Origin of the sequence: Streptomyces sp. NPDC050534, assembly GCF_044457745.1 — a bacterium.
Taxonomy (GTDB): Bacteria; Actinomycetota; Actinomycetes; order Streptomycetales; family Streptomycetaceae; genus Streptomyces.
This window is the reverse complement of record NZ_JBITHF010000004.1, coordinates 572,603-595,392: the sequence shown is the minus strand read 5'-3', so window position 1 is coordinate 595,392 and position 22,790 is coordinate 572,603. Positions and strand designations below refer to the sequence as shown.

General features: G+C 71.3%; 23 protein-coding genes. 13 read left to right on the top strand and 10 right to left on the bottom strand.

What is annotated here, in order from left to right; translation table 11 throughout:
- Positions 1-6: 6 nt before the first annotated feature.
- From ACIBN2_RS17080 to ACIBN2_RS17070, 3 genes are all read right to left on the bottom strand, one after another.
- Positions 7-345 (bottom strand): DUF3817 domain-containing protein, encoded by a 339-nt coding sequence (locus tag ACIBN2_RS17080; protein WP_399135200.1) that lies wholly within the window; start codon positions 343-345, stop codon positions 7-9.
- A gap of 65 nt (positions 346-410) precedes the next feature.
- On the bottom strand, positions 411-920 hold the full coding sequence (locus ACIBN2_RS17075) for a MarR family winged helix-turn-helix transcriptional regulator (protein ID WP_399135199.1): 510 nt from the start codon (positions 918-920) through the stop codon (positions 411-413).
- Positions 921-930: 10 nt separating this feature from the next.
- Complete coding sequence (locus tag ACIBN2_RS17070; RefSeq protein ID WP_399135198.1) at positions 931-2,214, bottom strand: MFS transporter; 1,284 nt, start codon at positions 2,212-2,214, stop codon at positions 931-933.
- Between the two features lie 87 nt (positions 2,215-2,301).
- Here ACIBN2_RS17070 and ACIBN2_RS17065 point away from each other — a divergent pair, with 87 nt between their 5' ends.
- On the top strand, positions 2,302-3,285 hold the full coding sequence (locus tag ACIBN2_RS17065) for a DUF5937 family protein (protein WP_399135196.1): 984 nt from the start codon (positions 2,302-2,304) through the stop codon (positions 3,283-3,285).
- Between the two features lie 15 nt (positions 3,286-3,300).
- Here the strand turns inward: ACIBN2_RS17065 and ACIBN2_RS17060 are convergent, their stop codons facing one another.
- Together ACIBN2_RS17060 and ACIBN2_RS17055 are read right to left on the bottom strand one after the other, a co-directional pair.
- Positions 3,301-3,594 carry an MTH1187 family thiamine-binding protein gene (locus ACIBN2_RS17060; protein ID WP_399135194.1) on the bottom strand — a complete coding sequence of 98 codons (294 nt, stop codon included), beginning with the start codon at positions 3,592-3,594 and terminating at the stop codon, positions 3,301-3,303.
- Positions 3,591-3,935, bottom strand: coding sequence for a DUF3817 domain-containing protein (locus ACIBN2_RS17055; protein WP_399135193.1), 345 nt, complete (start codon positions 3,933-3,935; stop codon positions 3,591-3,593). Before ACIBN2_RS17055 ends, ACIBN2_RS17060 begins: the two co-directional genes overlap by 4 nt.
- 205 nt (positions 3,936-4,140) lie before the next feature.
- Here ACIBN2_RS17055 and ACIBN2_RS17050 point away from each other — a divergent pair, with 205 nt between their 5' ends.
- The 4 genes from ACIBN2_RS17050 (at position 4,141) to ACIBN2_RS17035 (ending at position 6,792) form a co-directional block, all read left to right on the top strand.
- Positions 4,141-4,773, top strand: a complete 633-nt coding sequence (locus tag ACIBN2_RS17050) for an AIM24 family protein (RefSeq protein ID WP_399135275.1) — start codon at positions 4,141-4,143, stop codon at positions 4,771-4,773.
- Between the two features lies 1 nt (position 4,774).
- Positions 4,775-5,425 carry an AIM24 family protein gene (locus tag ACIBN2_RS17045; RefSeq protein ID WP_399135192.1) on the top strand — a complete coding sequence of 217 codons (651 nt, stop codon included), beginning with the start codon at positions 4,775-4,777 and terminating at the stop codon, positions 5,423-5,425.
- A 2-nt stretch (positions 5,426-5,427) separates the two neighbouring features.
- Complete coding sequence (locus tag ACIBN2_RS17040) at positions 5,428-6,222, top strand: AIM24 family protein (RefSeq protein WP_399135274.1); 795 nt, start codon at positions 5,428-5,430, stop codon at positions 6,220-6,222.
- 93 nt (positions 6,223-6,315) lie between these two features.
- Positions 6,316-6,792 carry a MarR family winged helix-turn-helix transcriptional regulator gene (locus ACIBN2_RS17035; protein WP_399135190.1) on the top strand — a complete coding sequence of 159 codons (477 nt, stop codon included), beginning with the start codon at positions 6,316-6,318 and terminating at the stop codon, positions 6,790-6,792.
- 122 nt (positions 6,793-6,914) lie between these two features.
- On the opposite strand, the gene ACIBN2_RS17030 is transcribed toward ACIBN2_RS17035, so the two are convergent.
- From ACIBN2_RS17030 to ACIBN2_RS17020, 3 genes are all read right to left on the bottom strand, one after another.
- The gene (locus tag ACIBN2_RS17030) at positions 6,915-8,159 is read right to left on the bottom strand and encodes an MFS transporter (protein ID WP_399135189.1); all 1,245 of its coding nucleotides are present in this window, start codon (positions 8,157-8,159) and stop codon (positions 6,915-6,917) included.
- 158 nt (positions 8,160-8,317) lie between these two features.
- Positions 8,318-9,274 (bottom strand): methylmalonyl Co-A mutase-associated GTPase MeaB, encoded by a 957-nt coding sequence (meaB, locus tag ACIBN2_RS17025; protein WP_399135187.1) that lies wholly within the window; start codon positions 9,272-9,274, stop codon positions 8,318-8,320.
- 37 nt (positions 9,275-9,311) lie between these two features.
- A complete protein-coding gene (locus ACIBN2_RS17020; RefSeq protein WP_399135185.1) occupies positions 9,312-10,511 on the bottom strand; it encodes an acetyl-CoA C-acetyltransferase in 1,200 nt (399 codons plus the stop codon).
- A gap of 149 nt (positions 10,512-10,660) precedes the next feature.
- On the opposite strand from ACIBN2_RS17020, the gene mce reads away from it, so the two are divergent.
- The 7 genes from mce (at position 10,661) to ACIBN2_RS16985 (ending at position 20,432) form a co-directional block, all read left to right on the top strand.
- Positions 10,661-11,101, top strand: a complete 441-nt coding sequence (mce, locus tag ACIBN2_RS17015) for a methylmalonyl-CoA epimerase (protein ID WP_384264093.1) — start codon at positions 10,661-10,663, stop codon at positions 11,099-11,101.
- A gap of 232 nt (positions 11,102-11,333) precedes the next feature.
- Positions 11,334-15,179, top strand: a complete 3,846-nt coding sequence (gene scy / locus ACIBN2_RS17010) for a polarized growth protein Scy (protein ID WP_399135183.1) — start codon at positions 11,334-11,336, stop codon at positions 15,177-15,179.
- 183 nt (positions 15,180-15,362) lie between these two features.
- On the top strand, positions 15,363-16,298 hold the full coding sequence (locus ACIBN2_RS17005; RefSeq protein ID WP_393870168.1) for a cellulose-binding protein: 936 nt from the start codon (positions 15,363-15,365) through the stop codon (positions 16,296-16,298).
- Positions 16,299-16,475: 177 nt separating this feature from the next.
- Positions 16,476-17,444 carry an ABC transporter ATP-binding protein gene (locus ACIBN2_RS17000; protein ID WP_399135182.1) on the top strand — a complete coding sequence of 323 codons (969 nt, stop codon included), beginning with the start codon at positions 16,476-16,478 and terminating at the stop codon, positions 17,442-17,444.
- Positions 17,441-18,211, top strand: a complete 771-nt coding sequence (locus tag ACIBN2_RS16995) for an ABC transporter permease (RefSeq protein WP_399135181.1) — start codon at positions 17,441-17,443, stop codon at positions 18,209-18,211. Before ACIBN2_RS17000 ends, ACIBN2_RS16995 begins: the two co-directional genes overlap by 4 nt.
- A 113-nt stretch (positions 18,212-18,324) precedes the next feature.
- A complete protein-coding gene (locus ACIBN2_RS16990; RefSeq protein WP_399135179.1) occupies positions 18,325-19,560 on the top strand; it encodes an ABC transporter ATP-binding protein in 1,236 nt (411 codons plus the stop codon).
- Complete coding sequence (locus tag ACIBN2_RS16985) at positions 19,557-20,432, top strand: ABC transporter permease (RefSeq protein WP_399135178.1); 876 nt, start codon at positions 19,557-19,559, stop codon at positions 20,430-20,432. Before ACIBN2_RS16990 ends, ACIBN2_RS16985 begins: the two co-directional genes overlap by 4 nt.
- Positions 20,433-20,439: 7 nt before the next feature.
- On the opposite strand, the gene ACIBN2_RS16980 is transcribed toward ACIBN2_RS16985, so the two are convergent.
- Positions 20,440-20,781 carry an ATP/GTP-binding protein gene (locus ACIBN2_RS16980; protein ID WP_399135176.1) on the bottom strand — a complete coding sequence of 114 codons (342 nt, stop codon included), beginning with the start codon at positions 20,779-20,781 and terminating at the stop codon, positions 20,440-20,442.
- Positions 20,782-21,002: 221 nt separating this feature from the next.
- Here ACIBN2_RS16980 and ACIBN2_RS16975 point away from each other — a divergent pair, with 221 nt between their 5' ends.
- Positions 21,003-22,031, top strand: coding sequence for an LLM class flavin-dependent oxidoreductase (locus tag ACIBN2_RS16975; protein ID WP_399135175.1), 1,029 nt, complete (start codon positions 21,003-21,005; stop codon positions 22,029-22,031).
- A gap of 91 nt (positions 22,032-22,122) precedes the next feature.
- Here ACIBN2_RS16975 and ACIBN2_RS16970 read toward each other — a convergent pair whose 3' ends face one another.
- On the bottom strand, positions 22,123-22,515 hold the full coding sequence (locus ACIBN2_RS16970; protein ID WP_399135174.1) for an SCO5389 family protein: 393 nt from the start codon (positions 22,513-22,515) through the stop codon (positions 22,123-22,125).
- Positions 22,516-22,790: the final 275 nt, after the last annotated feature.

Sequence of the window (22,790 nt, the reverse complement as noted above, 5' to 3'; positions counted from 1 at the left end):
TGGGGATCAGGCCTTGACGACCGCCGGAGCCTCGTCGGCGACCTTGGCCTCCAGCTCGTGGCTGACCTTCCGCTCGACGAAGAAGGCGGCCGTCGGGATCGTCCCCGCGAGCAGGACCCACAGCTGCTTGCCGACCGGCCACTTCGCCTTGGAGCCCAGGTCGAAGGCGAAGATCAGGTAGACCACGTAGAGCCAGCCGTGCGCGATGGCGACGACGCGGGTGAAGTCCGCGGCGCCGTCGATGCCCAGGCCGTACTTGGCGATCATGCTCAGGCACAGCAGGACCAGCAGGACACCGGTGACGTAGGCCATGACGCGGTAGCGGGTCAGCACGCTCTTCTTCATGCCGTCGAGCGTAACCGCACGTTCCGGGAGATCTTGGGCCGGGTCGGCTCGCGCCCCGGCCCGGGTCACTCCTCGTCGAAGTCGTGGGCGGCCACGCGCAGCGGCCGCAGCATCGCGAAGATCTCCCCGCACTCCTCGGCGTCGTAGGCACCGAGGCCGAAGTCCATCGACATCAGGTCGCGGGTGGCCGCCTCGACCACCTCGCGGCCCTTGGCGGTGATGGACGCGAGGGTGCCGCGACCGTCGTTGGGGTTGGGGCGCTTGGCCACCAGGCCCGACCTCACCAGCCGGTCGACGGTGTTCGTCACGGAGGTGGGGTGCACCATGAGGCGCTCGCCGATCTTCGACATCGTCAGCTCGCCCTCCTTGGAGAAGGTGAGCAGCACCAGCGCCTCGTACCGCGCGAACGTGAGTCCGTACGGCTTCACCACCGCGTCGACCTCGGCGAGCAGGATCTGGTGCGCGCGCATGATCGAGGTGATGGCCGCCATCGACGGCACGTTTCCCCAGCGCTGCTTCCAGAGTTCGTCGGCGCGGGCGATCGGATCGAAGGGAAGACTGAGCGGCTTCGGCACGGCACAGACCTTACCGGCCGGTCATATGGTGGTCAGCCCCGTCTCGCCTTTCGGTCCGCCGGGCCTGAAGGGCGAGCAGCGCGCAGCAGGCCGCACCCAGTCCGCCGGCCCCCGCGACGGTGGCCGGCACCCCCGCGAACTCCGCCACGACGCCCGCCAGCGCCATCCCGACGCCCTGGATGGTCATCAGCCCCGCGGTGAGCAACGTCATGGCCCGGCCGCGCAGTTCGCCGGGCACGGCCCGGACGAACCACTGGTCCAGGCCGAGGGTGTACGCCGACCCCGCCCCCGAGACCACGAGCAGCAGGAGGGAGGGGACCAGGCCGGGGTGGAGGGCGTAGCCGAGGTACGGGAGGAGGGCGAGGGCGACCAGCGGGAGGGCGATGCGTTCGCGGGTGGCCGGGCGCAGGCGGGAGCCCGCGCAGAGCTCGCCGGCGATCGTGCCCACCGGCAGCGCGCACATCAGCAGGCCGAGGCCCACGGAACCGGCGGCGAGGTCGCCGGCGTAGGGGGCGGCCAGCGCCTCGGGGACGACCGCGAACATCGGGGGGATCCAGAAGAGCAGGAGCAGGGCGCGGACGCGGCGGTGGGCGAGGACCTGGCGCGCGCCCCGGAGGGAGTCCCGCACCAGGGGGTTGGCGGTGCCGGTGCGGGCGGGCCTGCGGCGGGTGCCGAAGCGCAGGAGGGCGGCCGAGGCGCAGAAGGTGCCGACGGTGATCAGCAGGGCGCGCCGCGGCGACACGGCGATCAGCAGCAGACCGCCGAGGCCGAAGCCGGCGAGCAGCGCGCTCTGCGACACGATCCGCAGCAGGGACCGGCCGAGCACGAACAGGTCGCCGTCGCCGAGGATGTCGGCGAGCGTGGCCATGCGGGTGCCCTGGAAGACGGGTGAGACGACGGCGAGGCAGCAGCGCAGGGCGAGGAGTACGGCGATGCGGTCGCCGGAGGCCACCATCAGCGCGACGCACGCGGCCTGTGCCATGTCACACACCACCAGCACCCGCCGGGCCGGGAAGCGGTCGGCGACGCCCGCCAGCAGCGTGCCCCCGACGACGTAGGGCAGAAAGCCCACCGCGAAGGCGAGGGCGCTCATCAGCGGCGAGCCGGTGAGGTCGTAGACGAGGACGGTCAGGGCGACCTCGCTGACGATCACGCCGAGCAGGGAGAGGGCGTGGGCGGCGAAGACGGCGCGGAACTCGCGGACGGCGAAGACGTCGGCATAGCGGCCGTTGCCGGCCGGGGCGGCGGCAGGTGGTGCGGGCAGGGTGGTCGTGCCCTCGGACTCGTCTGGCATGGGCAGCAGCGTGCTCGGGCGGGACGAGGCATCCTAGAGATTCGGCACGGGCCGAATGTTCCGGCTCGTCGTCCGCCGGGGGTGGTCATGCCGTCACGTCTGCACTTCGGGGAGGACGACTTCCTCCGCTGCCGCTTCGCCGTGTCCCCGCTGTGGGAGACGCAGGAGGTCGTGCGCATGCTCAAGCGGCCCGAGCGGCAGGGTTACCACGCGCACTGGCTGCGCCGCATGGGCCGGATCGCGGCCGGGCTCGACCTCACGGACCTGTGGCTGCTGATGCCGCAGCCCGGCTACTGCCCCGACTGGCTGTGCCCGCCCCCGATCGGGCCGGCGGCGACCTTCGAGGAGGAGATCGCGGCGGTACGGGCGAGCGATCCGGAGGCCGCCCGCGAGGAGACGGCACAGTCGCTGGCCGACACTCCGGGCGCGCTCGAACTGCCGCAGGCCCGCGCCTGGCTACGGCATCCCGCCCGCATGATCGAGCACCTGTCGGACCTCATGGAGGAGGCGTACCGCGCCCTCGTCGCACCGGACTGGCCCCGGCTGCGGGCCCTGCTGGAGGCGGACGTCGCCTTCCACTCGCGGCGGCTCGCCGAGGTGGGCCTCGGCGGGCTGCTGCCCGAGATCAGCCACCGCTTCGGCTGGCACGCGGGCACGCTGACCGTCGAGCACCGGGGCCGGCACGAGCGCCGGCTCGGCGGACAGGGCCTGGTCCTGATGCCCAGCGTCTTCATCTGGCCCGACGTCGTCAGCACCTTCGAACCGCCCTGGCAGCCGACCCTCGTCTACCCGGCCCGCGGCATCGGCGCGCTGTGGTCCGAGGCCGGCGACCGCGCGGGGGAGGTTCTCGTGCAACTCCTCGGACGCGGCCGGGCGTCCGTCCTCGCCGCCCTCGACGAACCCGCCACGACGACCGCGCTCGCACACCGCCTGGGCCTCGCCCCGTCGTCGGTCTCCGCCCACCTCACTCTGCTGCGCCGGGCGGGCCTGCTCACGGCCCGCCGATACGGCCACCAAGTGCTGTACGAACGCACGCCGTTGGGGATCGCGCTGGCATCCGGCGGCAGCTGACGCCGAGCCCGGCGTCTACTCGGCGAGGTGCCGCTCCACCGTCTCCACCTTGGAGGTGAGCCCGTCGGTCACGCCGGGCCGGATGTCGGCCTTGAGGACCAGGGACACGCGCGGCGCCCGCTCCTCGACGGCGGCGACGGCGCGCCTGACGACGTCCATCACCTCCTGCCACTCGCCTTCGATGCTGGTGAACATCGCGTCGGTGCGGTTGGGCAGGCCGGACTCGCGCACGACGCGAACGGCATCGGCGACGTACTCCCCGACGTCCTCGCCGACACCCAGCGGCGTCACGGAGAAGGCGACGATCATGCGTTCACGACCCCTTCCTGGCGGGCGCGCGAGGCGATGACCTCGTCCTCGGCGACGCGCTTGAGCTTGCGCTCGGCGAAGAAGCCGCCGGTCGGCAGGACGGAGAGGACGAAGTAGAAGGCCGCGGTCCGCAGCGGCCACTTGGTGCGGTTCCAGGCGTCGGCCCAGAAGATCACGTACAGGATGAAGAGCACGCCGTGGACCATGCCCATCACCGGCACCGCGTTGAAGTCCGTGGTCCGCTTCAGCACGGAGCAGACCAGCAGGAGCAGGAAGGACACGGCCTCGGGGGCCGAGACGAGCCGCAGGCGGCGGAGGGCGGTGGCGGTCTTGAGGTCCACGGGTCACCTTCGGTGGGAGACGGTTCGCTCTTTGTGAACGGAGGCACAAGCGTTCACCCATTCTGGCAAACACCCGGGCGGACATCGGCCGAGGGGTCGGACGACCGGGTGTGACATGCGTCCCCTAGGGGTCCGGACAGGGCTTTCTCCACCCGTCGGGCTCTGTTCGGTCCACCCGCGCGGCGGCTACCTTCGCAGCGTGGCGATGTTCCGACTTCAAGGCAGCAAGGTGCTCGCCGTCGACATGACCGGGGACGCCGTGAAGGCGAAGAACGGCTCGATGGTCGCGTACGACGGTCAGATGGCCTTCAAGAAGCTGAGCGGCGGCGGTGAGGGGCTGCGCGGCATGGTGACGCGGCGGCTCACCGGCGAGCAGATGACGGTGATGGAGGTGAAGGGGCACGGCACGTGCTGGTTCGCGGACCGCGCCTCCGAGATCAACCTGGTCGGTCTCCAGGGGGACAAGCTGTACGTGGAGTCGAGCAATCTGCTCGCGACCGACGCCGGCCTGCGGACCGGCACGACCTTCACCGGACTGCGCGGCGCCTCGCAGGGCAACGGCCTGTTCACGACGACCGTCGAGGGCCACGGCCAGGCGGCGATCATGTCGGACGGCCCGGCGGTGGTGCTCCGGGTGAGCGCGCAGTACCCGCTGACCGTCGACCCCGGCGCGTACATCGCGCACCAGGGGAACCTGCGGCAGTCCTTCCAGTCCGGTGTGACCTTCCGCACCTTCCTCGGCGAGGGCGGCGGCGAGGCATTCCAGATCAGGTTCGAGGGGGACGGGCTGGTGTACGTACAGCCGAGCGAGCGGAACACGATCGCGGGGGACGTCTGACATGCCCTTCCGTGAGATCAACTCCAAGATGGTCGAGGCGACGGTGCTGCCGGGCCAGCGGCTGTTCAGCCAGCGCGGCGCGATGCTCGCCTACAAGGGCGAGGTGTCCTTCACCCCCAACCTCCAGGGCGGCCAGGGCGGCATCATGTCGATGATCGGCCGCCGGGTGGCCAACGAGGCGACGCCGCTGATGAGCGTCGAGGGCAGCGGCACGGTGCTGTTCGGGCACGGCGGCCACCACGTCCAGGTCATCAACCTCACCGGGGACACGCTCTACGTGGAGGCGGACCGCCTGCTCGCCTTCGAGGGCACGCTCCAGCAGGGCACGATGTTCATGGGCTCGCAGGGCGGCGTCATGGGCATGGTGCGCGGCCAGGTCACCGGCCAGGGCCTGTTCACCACCACCCTCAAGGGACACGGCTCCGTGGCGGTGATGGCCCACGGCGGCGTCTTCGAGATCCCGGTCACCCCGCAGCACGCGGTCCACGTCGACCCGCAGGCGTACGTCGCCCACCACGGCGACGTACGCAACAAGCTGTCGACCGCCCTGGGCTGGCGGGACATGGTGGGCCGCGGCTCCGGCGAGGGCTTCCAGCTGGAGCTCAGCGGCAACGGCACGGTGTACGTCCAGGCCTCGGAGGAGAAGCTGTGAGCATGTACGGGGCTCCGGGCGGCCCGACGGTCCACGACCCCATGACTCTGCCGGTCGACGACAACGTGAACAAGTACACCTTCTGCGTGGAGCTCAAGGGGAGCCAGTGGTTCCTGCAGAAGGGGAAGATGATCGCCTACTACGGCTCGATGGAGTTCAACGGCATCGGGCACGGCCGACTCGACCGACTTGTCCGTACGTCCTTTCATTCGCCACTGCACGCCAGCGAGTGGGTCGTGGCGGAGGGCTCGGGCAAGATGCTCCTCGCCGACCGGGCCTTCGACGTCAATTCCTTCGACCTCGAGGACGGCAACCTGACCATTCGCTCGGGCAACTTGCTCGCTTTTCAGCCAAGTCTCGCTCTCAAGCAATCGATCGTGCCGGGTTTTCTGACCCTCATCGGAACCGGAAAGTTCGTGGCCGCATCTAACGGTCCGGTGGTGTTCATGGAACCTCCGATCCGGGTGGACCCGCAGGCGCTCGTCGGCTGGGCCGACTGCCCGTCGCCGTGCCACCACTACGACCACAGCTACTTGACAGGTGTAATGGGCGGTCTACGTGCGATGACAGGCCTCGGCGGCGCCTCCGGGGAGGAGCACCAGTTCGAGTTCGTGGGGGCCGGCACGGTCCTGCTCCAGTCCTCGGAAACCCTCATGGCCGAGCAGGCTTCGGGGGTGCTCCCGTCCGAGCCCGGGGTACCTGGTGGCGGTGGGGCACACACAGGTCCTTCACAGCAAGCCGGCGCACCGCGCCTTCCCGGACAGCTGGGGGACCTCCAGCGTCGCTTCGGGCTGTGAGCGGTAGTCTGCGGAGTGTGACGTCGAACGTATGCGCGCCGTCACGCCACCCCTCACTAGTTCGCCTTTCAACATTTTAGGTAGACTTCATTCATGGAGACCGAGACGGCCACGCCCTGGCTGACCGATGCGGAGCAGTGCGCCTGGCGCACCCACCTGGAGGTCAACAGGTTGTTGACGTACCAGCTCGAGCGGGACCTGCAGCCATTCGGCCTGACTATGAACGACTACGAGATCCTGGTGAACCTCTCCGAGTCGGAGGACGTACGGATGCGGATGAGCGACCTCGCGTCCGCCACCCTCCAGTCCAAGAGCCGCCTCTCCCACCAGATCACGCGGATGGAGAACGCGAACCTGGTCCGCCGCGAGAACTGCGAGTCCGACCGGCGCGGCCTCTACGCGGTCCTGACCGAGCACGGCATGGAGACGATGCAGAAGGTCGCGCCGCACCATGTGGCGTCCGTACGGCGGCACTTCATCGACCTGCTGTCCCCCGAGGCCCTGGCGGAACTCGACAAGGCCCTGAAGCCCATCGCGGAACACCTGCGCGGGCAGCGGGGACGCCCCTGACTCCGTCGACCACACCCTCGACGGGACCGACACAGCAGGCGGAGTCCGCACCGGACGCCGCCTGCGGGCGTTTCGGGGGCGGCAAGGAGCCCGAAGGATCCCGCCCCCTTCTTGCCTCTCCGTCACGCCGCCGGCACGGCCTCCTGGCTCTCCCGGTCGGTATGGGCGGCGCCCCATGCCGTCACCAGGGCGGTGAGCAGGGCCGCCGCGGCGGCCGCCGTGAAGCAGAGGGCGGTGGACAGACCGCCCAGGAGGACGCCCGCTCCGGCGGCGCCCGCCGTACTGCCCGCGTTCACACCGGTGTTGACCCAGGCGCCGGCCCGTACCCGCGCCTCGGGGGCCGCCGCCTCGTCGGCGGTCAGGTAGGCGGTGGTCAGGGCCGGGGCGACGAAGAACCCGGCGGCCGCGAGGGCGAGGGCCAGGGTGCCGAGGCCGGGGGCGAGGGCGGCCCCGAGCAGTGCCGGGGCGAGGCCCGCGACCGTGAGCGGCAGACGCGCGCGTGCCGGGGCGCGCCAGGCGACGGCCCCGTTGAGCAGCCCGCCGGCCGCGCTGCCGGCCGACAGCGCCGCCAGCGTCCAGGCCACGGCGTCGTCGCCGTAGTGCCGTTGCCCGGCGAAGGCCACGACCACGAGGTCCACCGCTCCGAGCGCGAGCCCGACCCCGGCCGCGGCGAGGACGGGCCGAAGGACGCCGCGCAGCGCACCCCGCGGTGCGGCGGCCCGGCGCCCGCGCGGCTCCCGCCCGGCGTGCCCCGCCGCCCGCACGGCCGGCGACCGCACGAACCCGGCGGTCCCGGCCGCCATCAGGCACGTACCGAAGACGATCCCGGCCGTCGGCGGGGCGAACCCCACCAGCACACCGACGATCAACGGCCCCGAGACGAACAGCAGTTCCTCGGCGACCCCGTCCAGGCTGTACGCGCGCTGCAACAGCGCCCGGTCCTGGATGAGTTGCCCCCACACGGCCCGCATGGTCGGGCCCAGCGGAAGGGTGCAGGCGCCGGCCGCGGCGGTCACGGCGCCCACGAGGAACGGCGGGACGGCGCCCGGGCGCCACACGAGCGCCGTCAGCAGACCCAGCAGGGCCGCGTAGGCCGCGGCCATCGGGACGAGCGCGCGGCGCGGCCCGTACCGGTCGATCAGGGCCGCCCGCGCGGGCGACAGGAAGACGCTGGTGCCGCCGAACAGCGCCATGGCGGTACCCGCCACGGCGTAGGAGCCGGTGGCCCGGGTGACGGCGAGCATCACGGACAGGGGGACGATCCCGTACGACAGCCTGCCGAGCAGGGCGGCCGCGAAGGTGCGGCGGGCGTACGGGAGATGGAGGACGACGGCATACGTCGGCCGTGCAACTGACTTGGTGGACACGGGAGTTCCTCGACTCAAGGCGGGAAAAGGGGACGCCTGATCGCCGCGCCGGCCATTTCCGCGGCCGCGCGGGCTCGGGCGAGCCCTATGCCAAGAGGAGGTACATACCGGTCAACGTACCAGCGGCACCGGGACGTTGACCACGCCGTCGACCGGCGTCAGCTCTCCGTGAGTCCCGCCACCAGCTCGTCCGCCGCGCGGTACGGGTCCAGCTCGCCGCCCACGATCCGCTCCGCCAGCGCGCTCAGCCTGCGGTCGCCGTGCAGGTCGCCGATGCGTTCGCGCAGGGCCGTGACGGCGATCGTCTCGACCTCGCGGGAGGCGCGGGCCAGCCGGCGCTCGGCGAGGACGCCCCGCTCCTCCATCCAGGCGCGGTGCTTCTCCAGCGCCTCGACGACCTCGTCGATGCCCTCGGCGCGCGCCGCGACCGTCTTGACGATCGGCGGGCGCCAGTCGCCGGGGCCCCTGGACTCGCCGAGCCCCAGCATGTGGTTCAGCTCGCGCGCGGTGGCGTCGGCGCCGTCGCGGTCGGCCTTGTTGACGACGTAGACGTCGCCGATCTCCAGGATTCCGGCCTTCGCCGCCTGGATGCCGTCGCCCATGCCGGGTGCCAGCAGGACGACCGAGGTGTCGGCCTGGGAGGCGATCTCCACCTCCGACTGGCCCACACCGACCGTCTCGACCAGGATCACGTCGCAGCCGGCCGCGTCCAGCACGCGGATCGCCTGCGGGGCGGCCCAGGCGAGGCCGCCCAGGTGGCCGCGGGTCGCCATCGAGCGGATGTAGACCCCGGGGTCGGAGGCGTGCTCCGACATGCGGACCCGGTCGCCGAGCAGGGCGCCGCCGGAGAAGGGCGAGGACGGGTCGACGGCCAGGACGCCGACCCGCCTGCCCTGCTTGCGATACGCCGTCACCAGCGCCGAGGTCGACGTCGACTTGCCGACGCCCGGGGAACCGGTCAGGCCGACCACGTACGCGTTCCCCGTCAGCGGCGCCAGCGCCTCCATGACCTCCCTGAGCTGCGGGGACGCCCCCTCGACCAGCGAGATCAGCCGGGCCACGGCCCGCGGCCGGCCTTCCCTGGCCTGGGTCACCAGGGTGGAGACGTCCTGCATCACAGCTCCGTTCAGAGGTTCACGTGCAACAGAGGGTTCAGGCCTTGGGTACCCGCACGACCAGCGCGTCACCCTGACCGCCGCCGCCGCACAGCGCGGCGGCGCCCACGCCGCCGCCCCGCCGCTTCAGCTCCAGCGCCAGGTGCAGCACCAGGCGGGCGCCGGACATGCCGATGGGGTGGCCCAGGGCGATCGCGCCACCGTTGACATTCACCATTTCCGTGGAGACACCGAGGTCCTTCATTGACTGGACCGCGACGGCGGCGAAGGCCTCGTTGATCTCGATGAGGTCGAGGTCGGAGACCTCCAGGCCCTCCTTCTTCAGGGCGTGCAGGATGGCGTTGGACGGCTGCGACTGCAGGGAGTTGTCCGGGCCCGCCACGTTGCCGTGGGCACCGATCTCGGCGATCCACTCCAGACCCAGCTCCAGCGCCTTGGCCTTGCTCATCACGACCACGGCCGCCGCACCGTCCGAGATCTGCGAGGCGGTGCCGGCGGTGATGGTGCCGTCCCTGGTGAAGGCCGGGCGCAGCTTGCCCAGGGACTCCGCGGTGGTGTCGCCGCGGATGCCCTCGTCCTTGCTGAACAGGACCGGGTCGCCCTTGCGCTGCGGGATCTCGACCGGGGTGATCTCGGCCTCGAAGATGCCGTTCTTCTGGGCGGCGGCCGCGCGCTGGTGGGACAGGGCGGCGATCTCGTCCTGCTCGGGACGCCCGATGCCCAGACGGGTGTTGTGCTTCTCGGTCGACTCGCCCATCGGGATGTTCTCCCACGGGTCGGTCAGGCCGTCGTAGGCCATCGCGTCGAGCATCTCGATCGCCCCGTACTTGAAGCCCTCACGGGACTTCGGCAGCAGGTGCGGCGCGTTGGTCATGGACTCCTGGCCGCCGGCGACGATCACGTCGAACTCGCCGGCGCGGATCAGCTGGTCGGCCAGCGCGATGGCGTCGAGGCCGGACAGACAGACCTTGTTGACGGTCAGCGCCGGGACGTTCATCGGGATGCCGGCCTTGACGGCGGCCTGGCGGGCCGGGATCTGCCCCGCCCCGGCCTGCAGCACCTGACCCATGATCACGTACTGGACCTGGTCGCCACCGATCCCCGCACGGTCGAGGGCGGCCTTGATCGCGAAGCCGCCGAGATCGGCTCCGGAGAAGGACTTGAGCGAGCCGAGCAACCGTCCCATGGGCGTACGCGCGCCCGCGACGATCACCGAGGTGTTCGTTCCAGATGACATGAGCTGCGATCCCCTTACCGGCTGCACAGCCGAGGAGTGAACGAGGGTTTACATCGAATGTACTGAGTGGCACTCCGTGCCGTCACCCGGCCGTCGATGTGATCGCTGGCACGTTGCGCAACCATGCCAGGCGCGCTGCACTGTCAAACATGCTGACGCGAATCGACCACATCGGGATCGCCTGCTTCGACCTCGACAAGACCGTCGAGTTCTACCGGGCCACGTACGGCTTCGAGGTGTTCCACTCCGAGGTCAACGAGGAGCAGGGCGTACGCGAGGCCATGCTCAAGATCAACGAGACGTCCGACGGCGGCGCCTCCTACCTGCAGCTCCTGGAGCCGACGCGGCCGGACTCGACCGTCGCGAAGTGGCTGGACAAGAACGGTGAGGGTGTCCACCACATCGCCTTCGGCACCGCTGACGTGGACGGCGAGGCCGCCGGCATCAAGGAAAAGGGCGTCCGCGTGCTGTACGAAGAGCCGCGACGCGGTTCCATGGGGTCACGGATCACCTTCCTGCACCCCAAGGATTGCCACGGCGTACTGACAGAACTGGTCACTTCGGCGCCTGTTGAGTCACCTGAGCACTGACCCTCGTACATATGGGCCGGTAGGGTTGGGGGCGGTCGCCTCTCGAACCGGGGTGGCCGGGTCCTGCCGTCAGGGAGGACAAACGCCGGGGTCCGGGTTTCGGGGGGCGAGCATCGGGGCAGCAGCCCGTGCTCCGCCGTTGATCTGACACCATTCCCCGGGGGCCCCGTTCGGCGGATGGACGGAGCTCGTTTGGCCAGACTTGCGACCAGGGGACGGATGGGACCGCGCAGTGCGGGGCTACGAACGCCAGGAGCGAGAGCCGGCGGCTGACGTCGACCACCTCTCTCGGTTCGAGGCCGAGATGGAGCGGCTGAAGACCGAGCGGGAAAAGGCGATCCAGCACGCCGAGGACCTCGGCTACCAGGTCGAGGTGCTGCGCGCCAAGCTGCACGAGGCGCGCCGCACTCTCATGTCCCGGCCCTCCTTCGACGGCGGTGACATCGGCTATCAGGCCGAACAGCTGCTGCGCAACGCGCAGATGCAGGCCGACCAGCTGCGCCAGGACGCCGAGCGCGAGCTCAGCCAGGTGCGGGCGCAGACCCAGCGCATCCTGCAGGAGCACGCCGAGCAGGCCGCGCGCCTCCAGGCCGAGCTGCACCAGGAGGCGGTCACCCGCCGCCAGCAGCTGGACCAGGAGCTCGCCGAGCGCCGCCAGACCGTCGAGTCGCACGTCAACGAGAACGTGGCGTGGGCCGAGCAGTTGCGCGCCCGCAGCGAGTCCCAGGCCCGCCGGCTCCTCGAGGAGTCCCGCGCCGAGGCCGACCAGTCCATGGCCGCCGCGCGTGCGGAGGCCGAGCGGCTGACCACCGAGGCCCGGGAACGCCTGACGAGCGACGCCGAGGCGGCCCGTGCGGAGGCCGAGCAGATCCTGCGCCGGGCCCGCACGGACGCCGAGCGGCTGCTGAACGCCGCCTCCACGCAGGCGCAGGAGGCCACCGACCACGCCGAGCAGCTGCGCACCTCCACCGTCTCGGAGTCGGACAGTGCGCGCCGCCAGGCGCAGGAGATGAGCCGGTCCGCCGAGCAGCGGATGGCCGAGGCCGAGGAGGCGCTTCGCAAGGCGCAGACCGAGGCCGACAAGCTGATCACCGAGGCGACCGCGTCGGCGGAGAAGGCCCTCGCCAGCGCCGAGTCGGCGAACGAGCAGCGCACGCGCACGGCGCGGGAGCAGGTCGCCCGGCTGGTCGAGGAGGCCACCAAGGACGCCGAGGCCACCAAGGCCGCCGCCGAGGAGGCCGTGGCGGACGCGCGCGCCGAGGCCGAGCGGATCGTCGCCGAGGCCTCCGAGAAGGCCCGCACGATCACCGCCGAGGAGAGCGCCACCCAGCTCTCGAAGGCGGCCAAGACCGCCGAGGACGTCCTCAACAGGGCGCAGGAGGACGCGAGGAACACCACCAAGGCCGCCGCCGAGGAGGCCGAGCGGATCCGCTCCGAGGCCGAGGCCGAGGCGGACCGGCTGCGCTCCGAGGCGCACGACATCTCCGAGCAGCTCAAGGGCGCGGCGAAGGACGACACCAAGGAGTACCGCGCCAAGACGGTCGAGCTCCAGGAGGAGGCCCGCCGGCTGCGCGGCGAGGCCGAGCAGCTGCGCGCCGACGCGGTCGCCGAGGGCGAGAAGATCCGCGCGGAGGCCCGCAGGGAGGCCGTCCAGCAGATCGAGGAGGCGGCCAAGACCGCCGAGGAGCTGCTCGCCAAGTCCCGGCAGGACGCCGACGAGCTGCGCCAGAAGGCCACCGCGGACAGCGAGAAGGTCCGCACCGAGGCCATCGAGCGGGCGACGACGCTGCGCCGGCAGGCCGAGGAGACGCTGCAGCGCACCCGCCAGGAGGCCGAGCGGCACCGCGAGGAGGTCGTCGAGCAGGCCGAGGGCATCAAGGCCGACGCCGAGCGGGCCGCGAGCGAGCTGCACGAGGAGACCGAACGCGCCATAGAGGCACGCCGTGCCGAGGCCGCCGAGGACTTGACGCGGCTGCACGCGGAGGCCGAGGAGCGGCTCACCGCGGCCGAGCAGGCACTGGCCGACGCCCGTGAGGAGGCCTCACGCATCCGCCGCGAGGCCGCCGAGGAGACCGAGCGGCTGCGCGCCGAGGCCGCCGAGCGGATCCGCACGCTCCAGCAGCAGGCCGAGGCGGAGGCCGACCGGCTGCGCGACGAGGCCGCGTCGGACGCCTCCGCGTCCCGCGCGGAGGGCGAGGCCGTCGCCGTACGGCTGCGCTCGGAGGCCGCTGCCGAGGCCGAGCGGCTGAAGACGGAGGCGCAGGAGACCGCCGACCGGGTCCGGGCGGAGGCGCAGGCCGCCGCGGAGCGGCTGGCGACGGAGGCTTCGGAGACGCTGGCCGCCGCGCAGGAGGAGGCCGTACGGCGCCGCCGCGAGGCCGAGGAACTCCTCGGCTCCGCGCGCACCGAGGCCGACCAGGAGCGCGAGCGGGCCCGCGAGCAGAGCGAGGAGCTGCTGGCCTCGGCGCGCAACCGCGTGGAGGAGGCACAGACCGAGGCGGTCCGCCTGGTCGAGGAGGCCGACCGGCGCGCGAACGAGATGGTCTCGGCGGCCGAACAGCACGCCCAGCAGGTACGGGACTCCGTGTCCGGGCTGCACGAGCAGGCGCAGGAGGAGATCACCGGGCTGCGTAGCGCCGCCGAGCACGCGGCGGACCGCACCCGGCGCGAGGCGCAGGAGGAGGCCGACCGGGTCCGCGCCGACGCCTACGCCGAGCGGGAGCGGGCCAGCGAGGACGCGGGCCGGGTCCGGCGCGAGGCGGCCGAGGAGTCGGAGGCGGCCAAGTCGCTTGCCGAGCGGACCGTTTCGGAGGCGATCGCGGAGGCGGAGCGCCTGCGGTCGGAGGCGACCGAGCACGCCCAGCGGGTGCGCACGGAGGCCTCGGACGCGATCGCGGAGGCCGACCAGGCGGCGGCCCGCACCCGCGCGGACGCCCGCGACGACGCCAACCGCATGCGGTCGGACGCCGCCACGCAGGCGGACACCCTCATCACCGAGGCGCGCAGCGAGGCCGAGCGACTGACGTCCGAGACGATCGCGGACACCGACCGGATGCGCACCGACGCGGTCACCAAGGCCGAGAAGCTCATCGCGGACGCCACCGGGGACGCGGAGCGGCTGCGGGCCGAGGCCGCCGAGACGGTCGGCTCCGCCCAGCAGCACGCCGAGCGGATCCGCAGCGACTCCGAGCGCCTCAAGGCCGAGGCGGAGGCGGAGGCCGAACGGCTCGTCAACTCCGCCCGCGAGGAGGCCGACCGCACGCTCGACGAGGTCCGCAAGGACGCCAACAAGCGGCGCCAGGACGTGGCCGAGCAGGTCGACAAGCTCATCACGGAGACCACGGCCGAGGCCGACAAGCTGCTCACCGAGGCGCAGCAGCAGGCCCACAAGACCACCGCCGACGCCGAGGCACAGGCGGACACCATGGTGGGTGCGGCCCGTACGGAGGCCGACCGGCTGGTCGCGGAGGCCACGGTCGAGGGCAACACCCGCGTGGAGAAGGCCCGTGCGGACGCGGACGAGCTTCTCGTTGGCGCCCGCCGGGACGCCACCTCCATCCGCGAGCGGGCGGAGGAGCTGCGCGACCGCATCACGGGCGAGATCGAGGCGCTGCACGAGCGGGCCCGCCGGGAGTCGGCCGAGACGATGAGGTCGGCGGGCGACCGCTGCGACGCGCTCATCAAGGCGGCCGAGGAGCAGCTGGCCAAGGCTCAGGCGAAGGCCAAGGAGCTTGTCTCGGAGGCCAATTCGGAGGCCGGCAAGGTCCGTATCGCCGCGGTGAAGAAGGCCGAGGGACTCCTGAAGGAGGCCGAGCAGAAGAAGTCGGCCCTGGTCAGGGAGGCCGAGGAGCTCAAGGCCGAGGCGATCCGCGAGGCCAGGCGCACGGTCGAGGAAGGAAAGCGCGAGCTGGAGATCCTGGTGCGCCGGCGCGAGGACATCAACGCCGAGATCTCCCGGGTCCAGGACGTGCTGGAGGCGCTGGAGTCCTTCGAGGCCCCGACGGGGGGCAAGGACGGCGGCGTCAAGGCCGGAGCCACGGTCGGCGCCCCTCGTTCGGGTAAGCCGTCGGACAGCTGATCGACAGGCCCACATCGGGTCCACTCTGGGGCCTTTGACCATTTTTCTGGCAAGAGGTCTGGCCGACAGCCACTCAAAAGGGGTGTCATTCTCCAGATCAAACACGTATCCGCTCGATGACACACCGCTTCGGCCCCTAGGATTCCCCCTATCACCTCACCGGTCTCAGTTGACAGGAACCCCATGAGCGACACTTCCCCCTACGGCTTCGAGCTTGTGCGGCGTGGGTACGACCGCGCTCAGGTGGACGAACGGATCTCGAAGCTCGTCTCCGACCGTGACAGTGCTCTCGCCCGCATCACCGCTCTGGAGAAGCGCATCGAGGAACTCCACCTCGAGACGCAGAACGCCCAGGCCCAGGTGACCGACGCCGAGCCGTCGTACGCCGGTCTCGGTGCACGCGTCGAGAAGATCCTCCGCCTCGCCGAGGAAGAGGCCAAGGATCTGCGCGAGGAAGCCAGGCGCGCCGCCGAACAGCACCGCGAACTCGCCGAGTCGGCGGCCCAGCAGGTCCGCAACGACGCAGAATCGTTCGCTGCGGAGCGCAAGTCCAAGGCCGAGGACGAAGGCGTCCGGATCGTCGAGAAGGCCAAGAGCGACGCCTCGCAGCTGCGTTCCGAGGCCCAGAAGGACGCCCAGTCCAAGCGTGAGGAGGCGGACGCCCTCTTCGAGGAGACCCGCGCCAAGGCGGCCCAGGCCGCCGCCGACTTCGAGACGAACCTCGCCAAGCGCCGCGAGCAGTCCGAGCGCGACCTGGCGTCCCGTCAGGCCAAGGCCGAGAAGCGCCTGGCCGAGATCGAGCACCGCGCCGAGCAGCTGCGCCTGGAGGCCGAGAAGCTGCGCACGGACGCCGAGCGCCGCGCCCGCCAGACGGTGGAGACGGCCCAGCGCCAGGCCGAGGACATCGTGGCCGACGCGAACGCCAAGGCCGACCGGATCCGCTCGGAATCCGAGCGCGAGCTGGCCGCCCTCACCAACCGCCGCGACAGCATCAACGCCCAGCTGACGAACGTCCGCGAGATGCTCGCGACGCTCACGGGCGCCGCGGTGGCCGCCGCCGGCACTCCCGCCGAGGACGAGCCGATCTCCCGTGGGGTTCCCGCTCAGCAGTCCCGCTAGCCGGTAGCGCACAGCTCGGCAGCGCGTACAGAGGCCCGTGCCGTCTCCCCCGGAGGTACGGGCCTCCGTCGTGCCGGGGCGTGGGCCGCGGAGCGCGAACCGCCCGTTCCCGGCGCCGCCGCACGCTGTTCGCCGGTCCGGCTGGCAGTGGCCCGAACGGCGTCTTAGCGTGGCCGCATGATCGAGCTCGAGGGCCTGACCAAGCGCTACGGCGACAAGCTGGCGGTCAACAACCTCACGTTCACCGTCAGACCCGGGATGGTGACCGGCTTCCTCGGGCCGAACGGGGCCGGCAAGTCCACCACGATGCGCATGATGCTCGGACTCGACCGGCCCACCGCCGGGGACGTGCGGATCGACGGCGAGCACTACGACCGCCTCAAGGACCCGCTGACGTACATCGGCGCCCTGCTGGACGCCAAGGCCATGCACGGCGGCCGCAGCGCCTACAACCACCTGCTCTGCCTCGCGCAGAGCAACGGCATCCCCAGGCGCCGGGTGGCCGAGGTCCTGGACACGGTGGGCCTCACGGCCGTCGCGCGCAAGAAGGCCAAGGGGTTCTCGCTCGGCATGGGCCAGCGGCTCGGCATCGCGGGCGCCCTGCTCGGCGACCCGCGGATCCTGATGTTCGACGAGCCCGTCAACGGCCTCGACCCCGAGGGCATCCACTGGATCCGCAACCTGATGAAGTCCCTCGCGGCGCAGGGCCGTACGGTCTTCGTCTCCTCCCATCTGATGAGCGAGATGGCGCTGACCGCCGAGCACCTCGTCGTCATCGGGCAGGGCCGGCTGCTCGCCGACACGTCCATGGCGGACTTCATCGCGCAGAACTCGCGGTCCTACGTCCGCATCCGCTCCCCGCAGCGCGAGCGGCTGCTCGACGTGCTGCACCAGGCCGGGATCACCGTCGTCGAGTCCGGCGCCGGGGCGCTGGAGACGGACGGCGGCACGGCCGAGCAGATCGGCGAGCTGGCCGCGCAGCACCAGATCGTGCTGCACGAGCTGAGTCCGCAGCAGGCCTCCCTGGAGGAGGCGTTCATGCAACTGACCGCGGAGTCGGTGGAGTACCACGCGCACACGGACGCGCCCCCGCAGGCACCGGCCACGAGCCCATGGGGCGACAGCTGGGAGAGGAGCCGGTCATGACGGGGGTCCAGGTCGTACGGTCCGAGTGGACCAAGATCCGGTCGGTGGCGTCCACGGTGTGGACGCTCTCGCTCGCCGTGGTCGTCACCGTCGGGCTCGGCATGCTGATCGCGGCGCTGACCAGCCACCAGTTCGACGACATGAGCCGGAAGGACCGGCTCTCCTTCGACCCGACCTTCATCAGCTTCGCCGGGATGAGCCTCGGCCAGCTCGCGATGATCGTGTTCGGGGTGCTGGTCGTCTCGAACGAGTACAGCACCGGCATGATCCGCACCTCGCTGGCCGCCGTGCCGCAGCGCGGCACCTTCCTGTTCAGCAAGATCGCCGTGGCGACCGGCCTCGCCCTGGTCGTCGCCATGGTCACCAGCTTCGTCGCCTTCTTCCTCGGGCAGGCGGTGCTCGGCTCGCACCGCGCCTCCATCGGCGATCCGCACGTGCTGCGCGCCGTGATCGGCGGCGGTGTCTACATGACCCTCATCGCCGTGTTCTCGATGGGCGTCGCCGCGATGCTGCGCTCACCGATGCTGTCCCTGGGCATCCTGATGCCGTTCTTCTTCCTGATCTCCAACATCCTGGGCAACGTCTCCGCGACGAAGAAGATCGGCCGGTTCCTGCCCGACCAGGCCGGCAGCAAGATCATGCAGGTGGTCACGCCGATCGACGACGACACCCCGTACGGGCCCTGGGGCGGCCTCGGCATCATGGTCCTGTGGGTGCTCGCGGCCGTGATCGGCGGGTACGTGTTGCTGAAGCGGCGGGATGCCTGAACGGGGCCGGTCTTTTACTTCGTCTTGAGCGGAACCGTCAGCGCCTCGATATCCTCCTAACCCTTACGGGGGCGTGTGCCCTGCTGTCCTGATCCTTTCGATGGGTGCGGAGCATGATCGAGGCTGTCGGCCTGACCAAGCGCTACGGCGACAAGACCGCCGTCTACAACCTTTCCTTCCAGGTAAGGCCGGGCGCCGTCACCGGCTTCCTGGGGCCCAACGGCTCCGGCAAGTCGACGACGATGCGCATGATCCTCGGCCTGGACAACCCCACGGCGGGGCAGGTGACGATCGGCGGCCACCCGTACCCCAAGCTGCCGAACGCCCCGCGTCACGTGGGTGCCCTGCTCGACGCCAAGGCCGTGCACGGCGGCCGGTCGGCCCGCAACCACCTGCTGAGCCTCGCCCAGCTCTCCGGGATTCCGGCGCGCCGGGTCGACGAGGTGCTGGGTGTGGTCGGGCTCCAGGAGGTGGCCAGGAAGCGCTCCAAGGGCTTCTCCCTCGGCATGGGCCAGCGCCTCGGCATCGCCGCCGCGCTGCTCGGCGACCCGCAGGTGCTCCTCTTCGACGAGCCGGTCAACGGCCTCGACCCGGAGGGCATCCTCTGGGTGCGCAACCTGATGAAGGCGCTCGCGGCCGAGGGCCGTACGGTCTTCGTCTCCTCCCATCTGATGAGCGAGATGGCGGTGACCGCCGATCACCTCATCGTGATCGGGCGCGGGCAGCTGCTCGCCGACATGAGCATCAAGGACTTCATTTCGGCCAACTCCGCCGACTTCGCGCGCGTGCGCACGCCCGACACCGAGCCGCAGCTGCGCGAGAAGCTGACCTCCGCGCTGACCGAGGCGGGCGGGCACGTGATGCCCGAGCAGGACGGCGCGCTCAGGATCACGGGACTGCCGCTCCCCCGCATCAGCGACATCGCGCACGACGCCGACGTACGCCTGTGGGAGCTGTCGCCGCACCAGGCCTCGCTGGAGGAGGCGTACATGCGGATGACGCAGGGGGCCGTCGACTACCGCTCGACGACGGACCAGAAGGAGGGGCTGATGCAGCCCCTGCCGCCCGGCGCGCGGCCGCCGGTGCCGGTGCCCGGGCAGGGGCAGCCCGACTGGTACGCCCCGCCGCCGCCCCAGCAGGACGGCCAGGCGTTCGCGATGCCACAGGGGCAGCCGGGACCGTACGGCGGCCCCGGGCAGCCCCAGCCGGGGCCCTGGGGCGCTCCGGCGGCGCCCGGCGCGGGCACGCCCAACCCGTACGTCCAGCCGCCCGCCGCGGCGTCGCAGGCACCCGCGCAGCCCGCACCCGCCGCCCACGCCGACCTGACCAAGCCCGAGGACGCCCGATGAGCACGCCCCAGCACCCGATGCCGCAGGCCGCCGCTCCCGACTGGCAGGCGCCGGCGCCCGGTTCGCCGTACCCCACCTACACCTCGCCGATCCCCGTCACACGCACGCACCTCGGGAACGCCATCTCCTCGGAGTGGACGAAGATCAGATCGGTGCGCTCCACGATGTGGACGCTCGGCGTCTTCGTGCTGCTCGTCGTCGGCATCGGGCTGCTGACCGCCTCGCTGGTCGCCGCCAACGAGTCGGAGGGCAGCCTGACGGGCGAGAACCCGCTCTCCTTCGGCGTCTTCGGGCTGCTGCTCGGCAGCATGTGCATCATCACGCTCGGCGTGCTGACCACCGCCTCCGAGTACGGCACCGGGATGATCCGGACCACGATGACCGCGTGCCCGTCCCGCGCGCGGGTGCTGGCGGCGAAGGCGATCGTGTTCTTCACGGTGGCGTTCAGCGTCACGTTCGTCTCGGCGCTGCTCGTCGCGCTCGCCGACGTCGCCATGCTGGACGGTGCCAGGGAGCCGAGCACGTCGGAATGGCTGAAGGGCACGCTCGGCATCTCGCTCTACATCGCGCTGCTCGGCCTGCTCTCGCTGGTCGTCGGCTCGATCATCCGGCACTCGGCGGGCGCCATCACCATCATGATCGGCCTCGTGCTGGCGCCGCTGGTGATCGCGCTGTTCATGGTCTCGTCGGCCCTGGAGGACCTGCGCCAGGCCCTGTTCGACTACTCGATCCCGAACCAGCTGGGCGTCTTCTACACCAACTCCCTCAGCAACTCCGGCCCGTCGGGCTGGGACCCGCTGTGGATCGCCCTGGGCGTGACGGCCGCCGCGTTCGCCGGCGCGGTCGCCCTGCTGCAGAAGCGCGACGTGTAGCGCGAATTCAGAACTTCGGCGCGTTCCGGGACCGCTGCACCCTCGTGGTGCGGCGGTCCTTCGCGTTCCAGCAGGCCTTGTGCCAGTGCCGGCGGTCGTCGACGCCCGCGTGCTCCGGCCAGGCCACCACGTGCGGGACGCCGGAGGGGATCATCTGGTCGCAGCCCGGGCAGCGGTAGGTCTTGCCGACGGCACTCGCACCCGCGACATGCCGCACGTTCCACTCCTCGCCCCGCCAGCTCTCGGTCGACTGCCAGCCACCGTAGCGGCCGGACCGGTCGTCCTCGGCGCCTTGGCCGGACGAACCCGACGAGCCGGCTCCCTTGGGCCGGTTGCGACGCGGGGACACAGGACACCTCACGGGGCTATACAGGAAGCGGGTCGTGTCCAGCCTACGGGCCCCGGACAGGGGTAGGCGGGAAGGACCGGCCGACCGGTCCTTCCCGCCTCGCGCACCCATTCTGCAGAAAATCCGGAAATCTCTCCGCCAGGCCGTGTCCTCGGCACGTGTCAGACGGTTATGCGGGTGTGGGGGAGCTCCGCGTCGGGGCCAAGGAAGCAGGAAAAGCAATGCACGTAGGAACGTTCGTGTTGGCGGCCCAGTTCCCGGGACAGGGCCAGGGGGAGGCACTTCACCGCGCGGTCCGCTCGGCCGAGGTCGCGGAGGAAGCGGGTCTGGACTCGGTCTGGCTGGCCGAGCACCACTTCGTGCCGTACGGCACCTGTCCGTCGGCGATCACGCTGGCCGCGCTGCTCCTGGGCCGGACGCGGCGGATCCGGGTGGGCACGGCGGTCACCGTGCTGCCCACCGCCCACCCCGTGTCGGTCGGCGAGCAGGCCGCGCTGCTGCACATCACCTCCGGCGGGCGGTTCTCGCTGGGCGTGGGGCGCGGCGGGCCCTGGGTCGACCTGGAGGTCTTCGGTTCGGGCCTCGAGGCGTACGAGCGGGGCTTCCCGGAATCACTCGATCTGCTGCTGCGCTGGCTGCGCGAGCCGTCGGTCGCGGGTTCTGGCGGCCGCTTCGCCTTCCGTGAAGTCCCCGTCGTACCAAGGCCGTCGGAGTCCCTGTCGGACGCCACGGGCCCTGAGGTCGTCGTCGCGTGCACCTCGCCGTCGAGCGTGCGGCTGGCCGCCGAGCGCGGGCTGCCGATGCTGCTCGGGATGCATGTGGGGGACGAGGAGAAGGCCGAGATGGTCGCCCTGTGGGGGCGGCTTGCCCGCGCCGCCGGGCATCCGGCGCACGTCGTCCGCGGCGCGGCCCATGTCTCGGCCGGCGTCTGCCAGATCGCGGACCGGCGCACGGACGCGGTGGAGGCACTGACGAAGGCGATGCCGGGCTGGCTGAAGCACGGGCTGGAGGCGCATGTCACGGTGGACGGCCGGAGCCGGCAGATGCGCGACCCGCTGGCGTACACCGAACTGCTCTGCGGGCTGCATCCGGTGGGAACCCCGCGGCTGTGCGCCGACCGGCTCGCGGCGACCAGCGAACGGACCGGCATCTCCCGTTTCGCCCTGCTGGTGGAGGGCTCGGGAGACCTGGCGGCCACCGAGGAGAACGTACGGCGGCTGGGCGCCGACGTGCTCCCGCACCTCGGTTGAAGGGACGAACCTGCCGAGAGCCCGGCGGGGAGCTTGCCGCTCCGGTACTTAAGCACCTCCCGCGTACGGAGCGGCAAGCAGCGGCTTCCTCTCAGCAGTCCCTGAACTCCGGTGACTGGTTGAGCAGTTGACTGCGGACCGAGGTGAAGCGAGCCAGTGTCTCGTCGACCGAGGCGTCCAGCGGGAACACCGCCACCCGGTGGCAGTTCTGGAAGGCCAGCCGTACACCGAAGTGCCTCTGCAGCGCGCCGCGTATCGCGTCACTCGCGAGCGCACGCAGCAGCTGACCGCGTGCCTGCTCGTCCGGCGGAGGCGTCTGGTTGTCGGCGAACGTGCCGCCGTCGACCTTCAGCTGGGCCACCAGGGAGCTGATCATCTCCCATGCGTAGGGCAGGGAGGTCCGGACGCAGTCGACGAATTCCGCTTCGTCGACCTCGCCTCGCTCGGCCTTTTCGAGTAGGGCCGGTGAGACGTCGAGCGACATGGGTTCTCCTCTCGCACCCCTGTGGTCGACAGGGGTTGCCGGACAGATGAGGGAGTCCGCGATACCGAACACGCTCAGTACCCGTCTCGCGACCTCCCGTTTACTACGGTAAGCAGCCGACGGGGGCCGCACCAGGAAAATGCGTACATGTGGCGCCCTCATTGGGCCCACAATCAGCCACGAATGAACAAGGGTTGTCTCGGGTGTTCCCGGACAACAGGGGCGGCCCGCCGGGACCGTGCCGAGGGCATCTGCCTCTGCCGGAGGGCGAATCG

Excerpts from the sequence above, each read along its gene's own strand:
- ACIBN2_RS17080 (WP_399135200.1), bottom strand. The coding sequence starts at position 345 with ATGAAGAAGAGCGTGCTGACCCGCTACCGCGTCATGGCCTACGTCACC.
- ACIBN2_RS17070 (WP_399135198.1), bottom strand. The coding sequence starts at position 2,214 with ATGCCAGACGAGTCCGAGGGCACGACCACCCTGCCCGCACCACCTGCC.
- ACIBN2_RS17065 (WP_399135196.1), top strand. The coding sequence starts at position 2,302 with ATGCCGTCACGTCTGCACTTCGGGGAGGACGACTTCCTCCGCTGCCGC.
- ACIBN2_RS17060 (WP_399135194.1), bottom strand. The coding sequence starts at position 3,594 with ATGATCGTCGCCTTCTCCGTGACGCCGCTGGGTGTCGGCGAGGACGTC.
- ACIBN2_RS17050 (WP_399135275.1), top strand. The coding sequence starts at position 4,141 with ATGTTCCGACTTCAAGGCAGCAAGGTGCTCGCCGTCGACATGACCGGG.
- ACIBN2_RS17045 (WP_399135192.1), top strand. The coding sequence starts at position 4,775 with ATGCCCTTCCGTGAGATCAACTCCAAGATGGTCGAGGCGACGGTGCTG.
- ACIBN2_RS17040 (WP_399135274.1), top strand. The coding sequence starts at position 5,428 with ATGTACGGGGCTCCGGGCGGCCCGACGGTCCACGACCCCATGACTCTG.
- ACIBN2_RS17035 (WP_399135190.1), top strand. The coding sequence starts at position 6,316 with ATGGAGACCGAGACGGCCACGCCCTGGCTGACCGATGCGGAGCAGTGC.
- meaB (WP_399135187.1), bottom strand. The coding sequence starts at position 9,274 with ATGCAGGACGTCTCCACCCTGGTGACCCAGGCCAGGGAAGGCCGGCCG.
- ACIBN2_RS17020 (WP_399135185.1), bottom strand. The coding sequence starts at position 10,511 with ATGTCATCTGGAACGAACACCTCGGTGATCGTCGCGGGCGCGCGTACG.
- mce (WP_384264093.1), top strand. The coding sequence starts at position 10,661 with ATGCTGACGCGAATCGACCACATCGGGATCGCCTGCTTCGACCTCGAC.
- ACIBN2_RS17005 (WP_393870168.1), top strand. The coding sequence starts at position 15,363 with ATGAGCGACACTTCCCCCTACGGCTTCGAGCTTGTGCGGCGTGGGTAC.
- ACIBN2_RS17000 (WP_399135182.1), top strand. The coding sequence starts at position 16,476 with ATGATCGAGCTCGAGGGCCTGACCAAGCGCTACGGCGACAAGCTGGCG.
- ACIBN2_RS16995 (WP_399135181.1), top strand. The coding sequence starts at position 17,441 with ATGACGGGGGTCCAGGTCGTACGGTCCGAGTGGACCAAGATCCGGTCG.
- ACIBN2_RS16990 (WP_399135179.1), top strand. The coding sequence starts at position 18,325 with ATGATCGAGGCTGTCGGCCTGACCAAGCGCTACGGCGACAAGACCGCC.
- ACIBN2_RS16985 (WP_399135178.1), top strand. The coding sequence starts at position 19,557 with ATGAGCACGCCCCAGCACCCGATGCCGCAGGCCGCCGCTCCCGACTGG.
- ACIBN2_RS16975 (WP_399135175.1), top strand. The coding sequence starts at position 21,003 with ATGCACGTAGGAACGTTCGTGTTGGCGGCCCAGTTCCCGGGACAGGGC.
- ACIBN2_RS16970 (WP_399135174.1), bottom strand. The coding sequence starts at position 22,515 with ATGTCGCTCGACGTCTCACCGGCCCTACTCGAAAAGGCCGAGCGAGGC.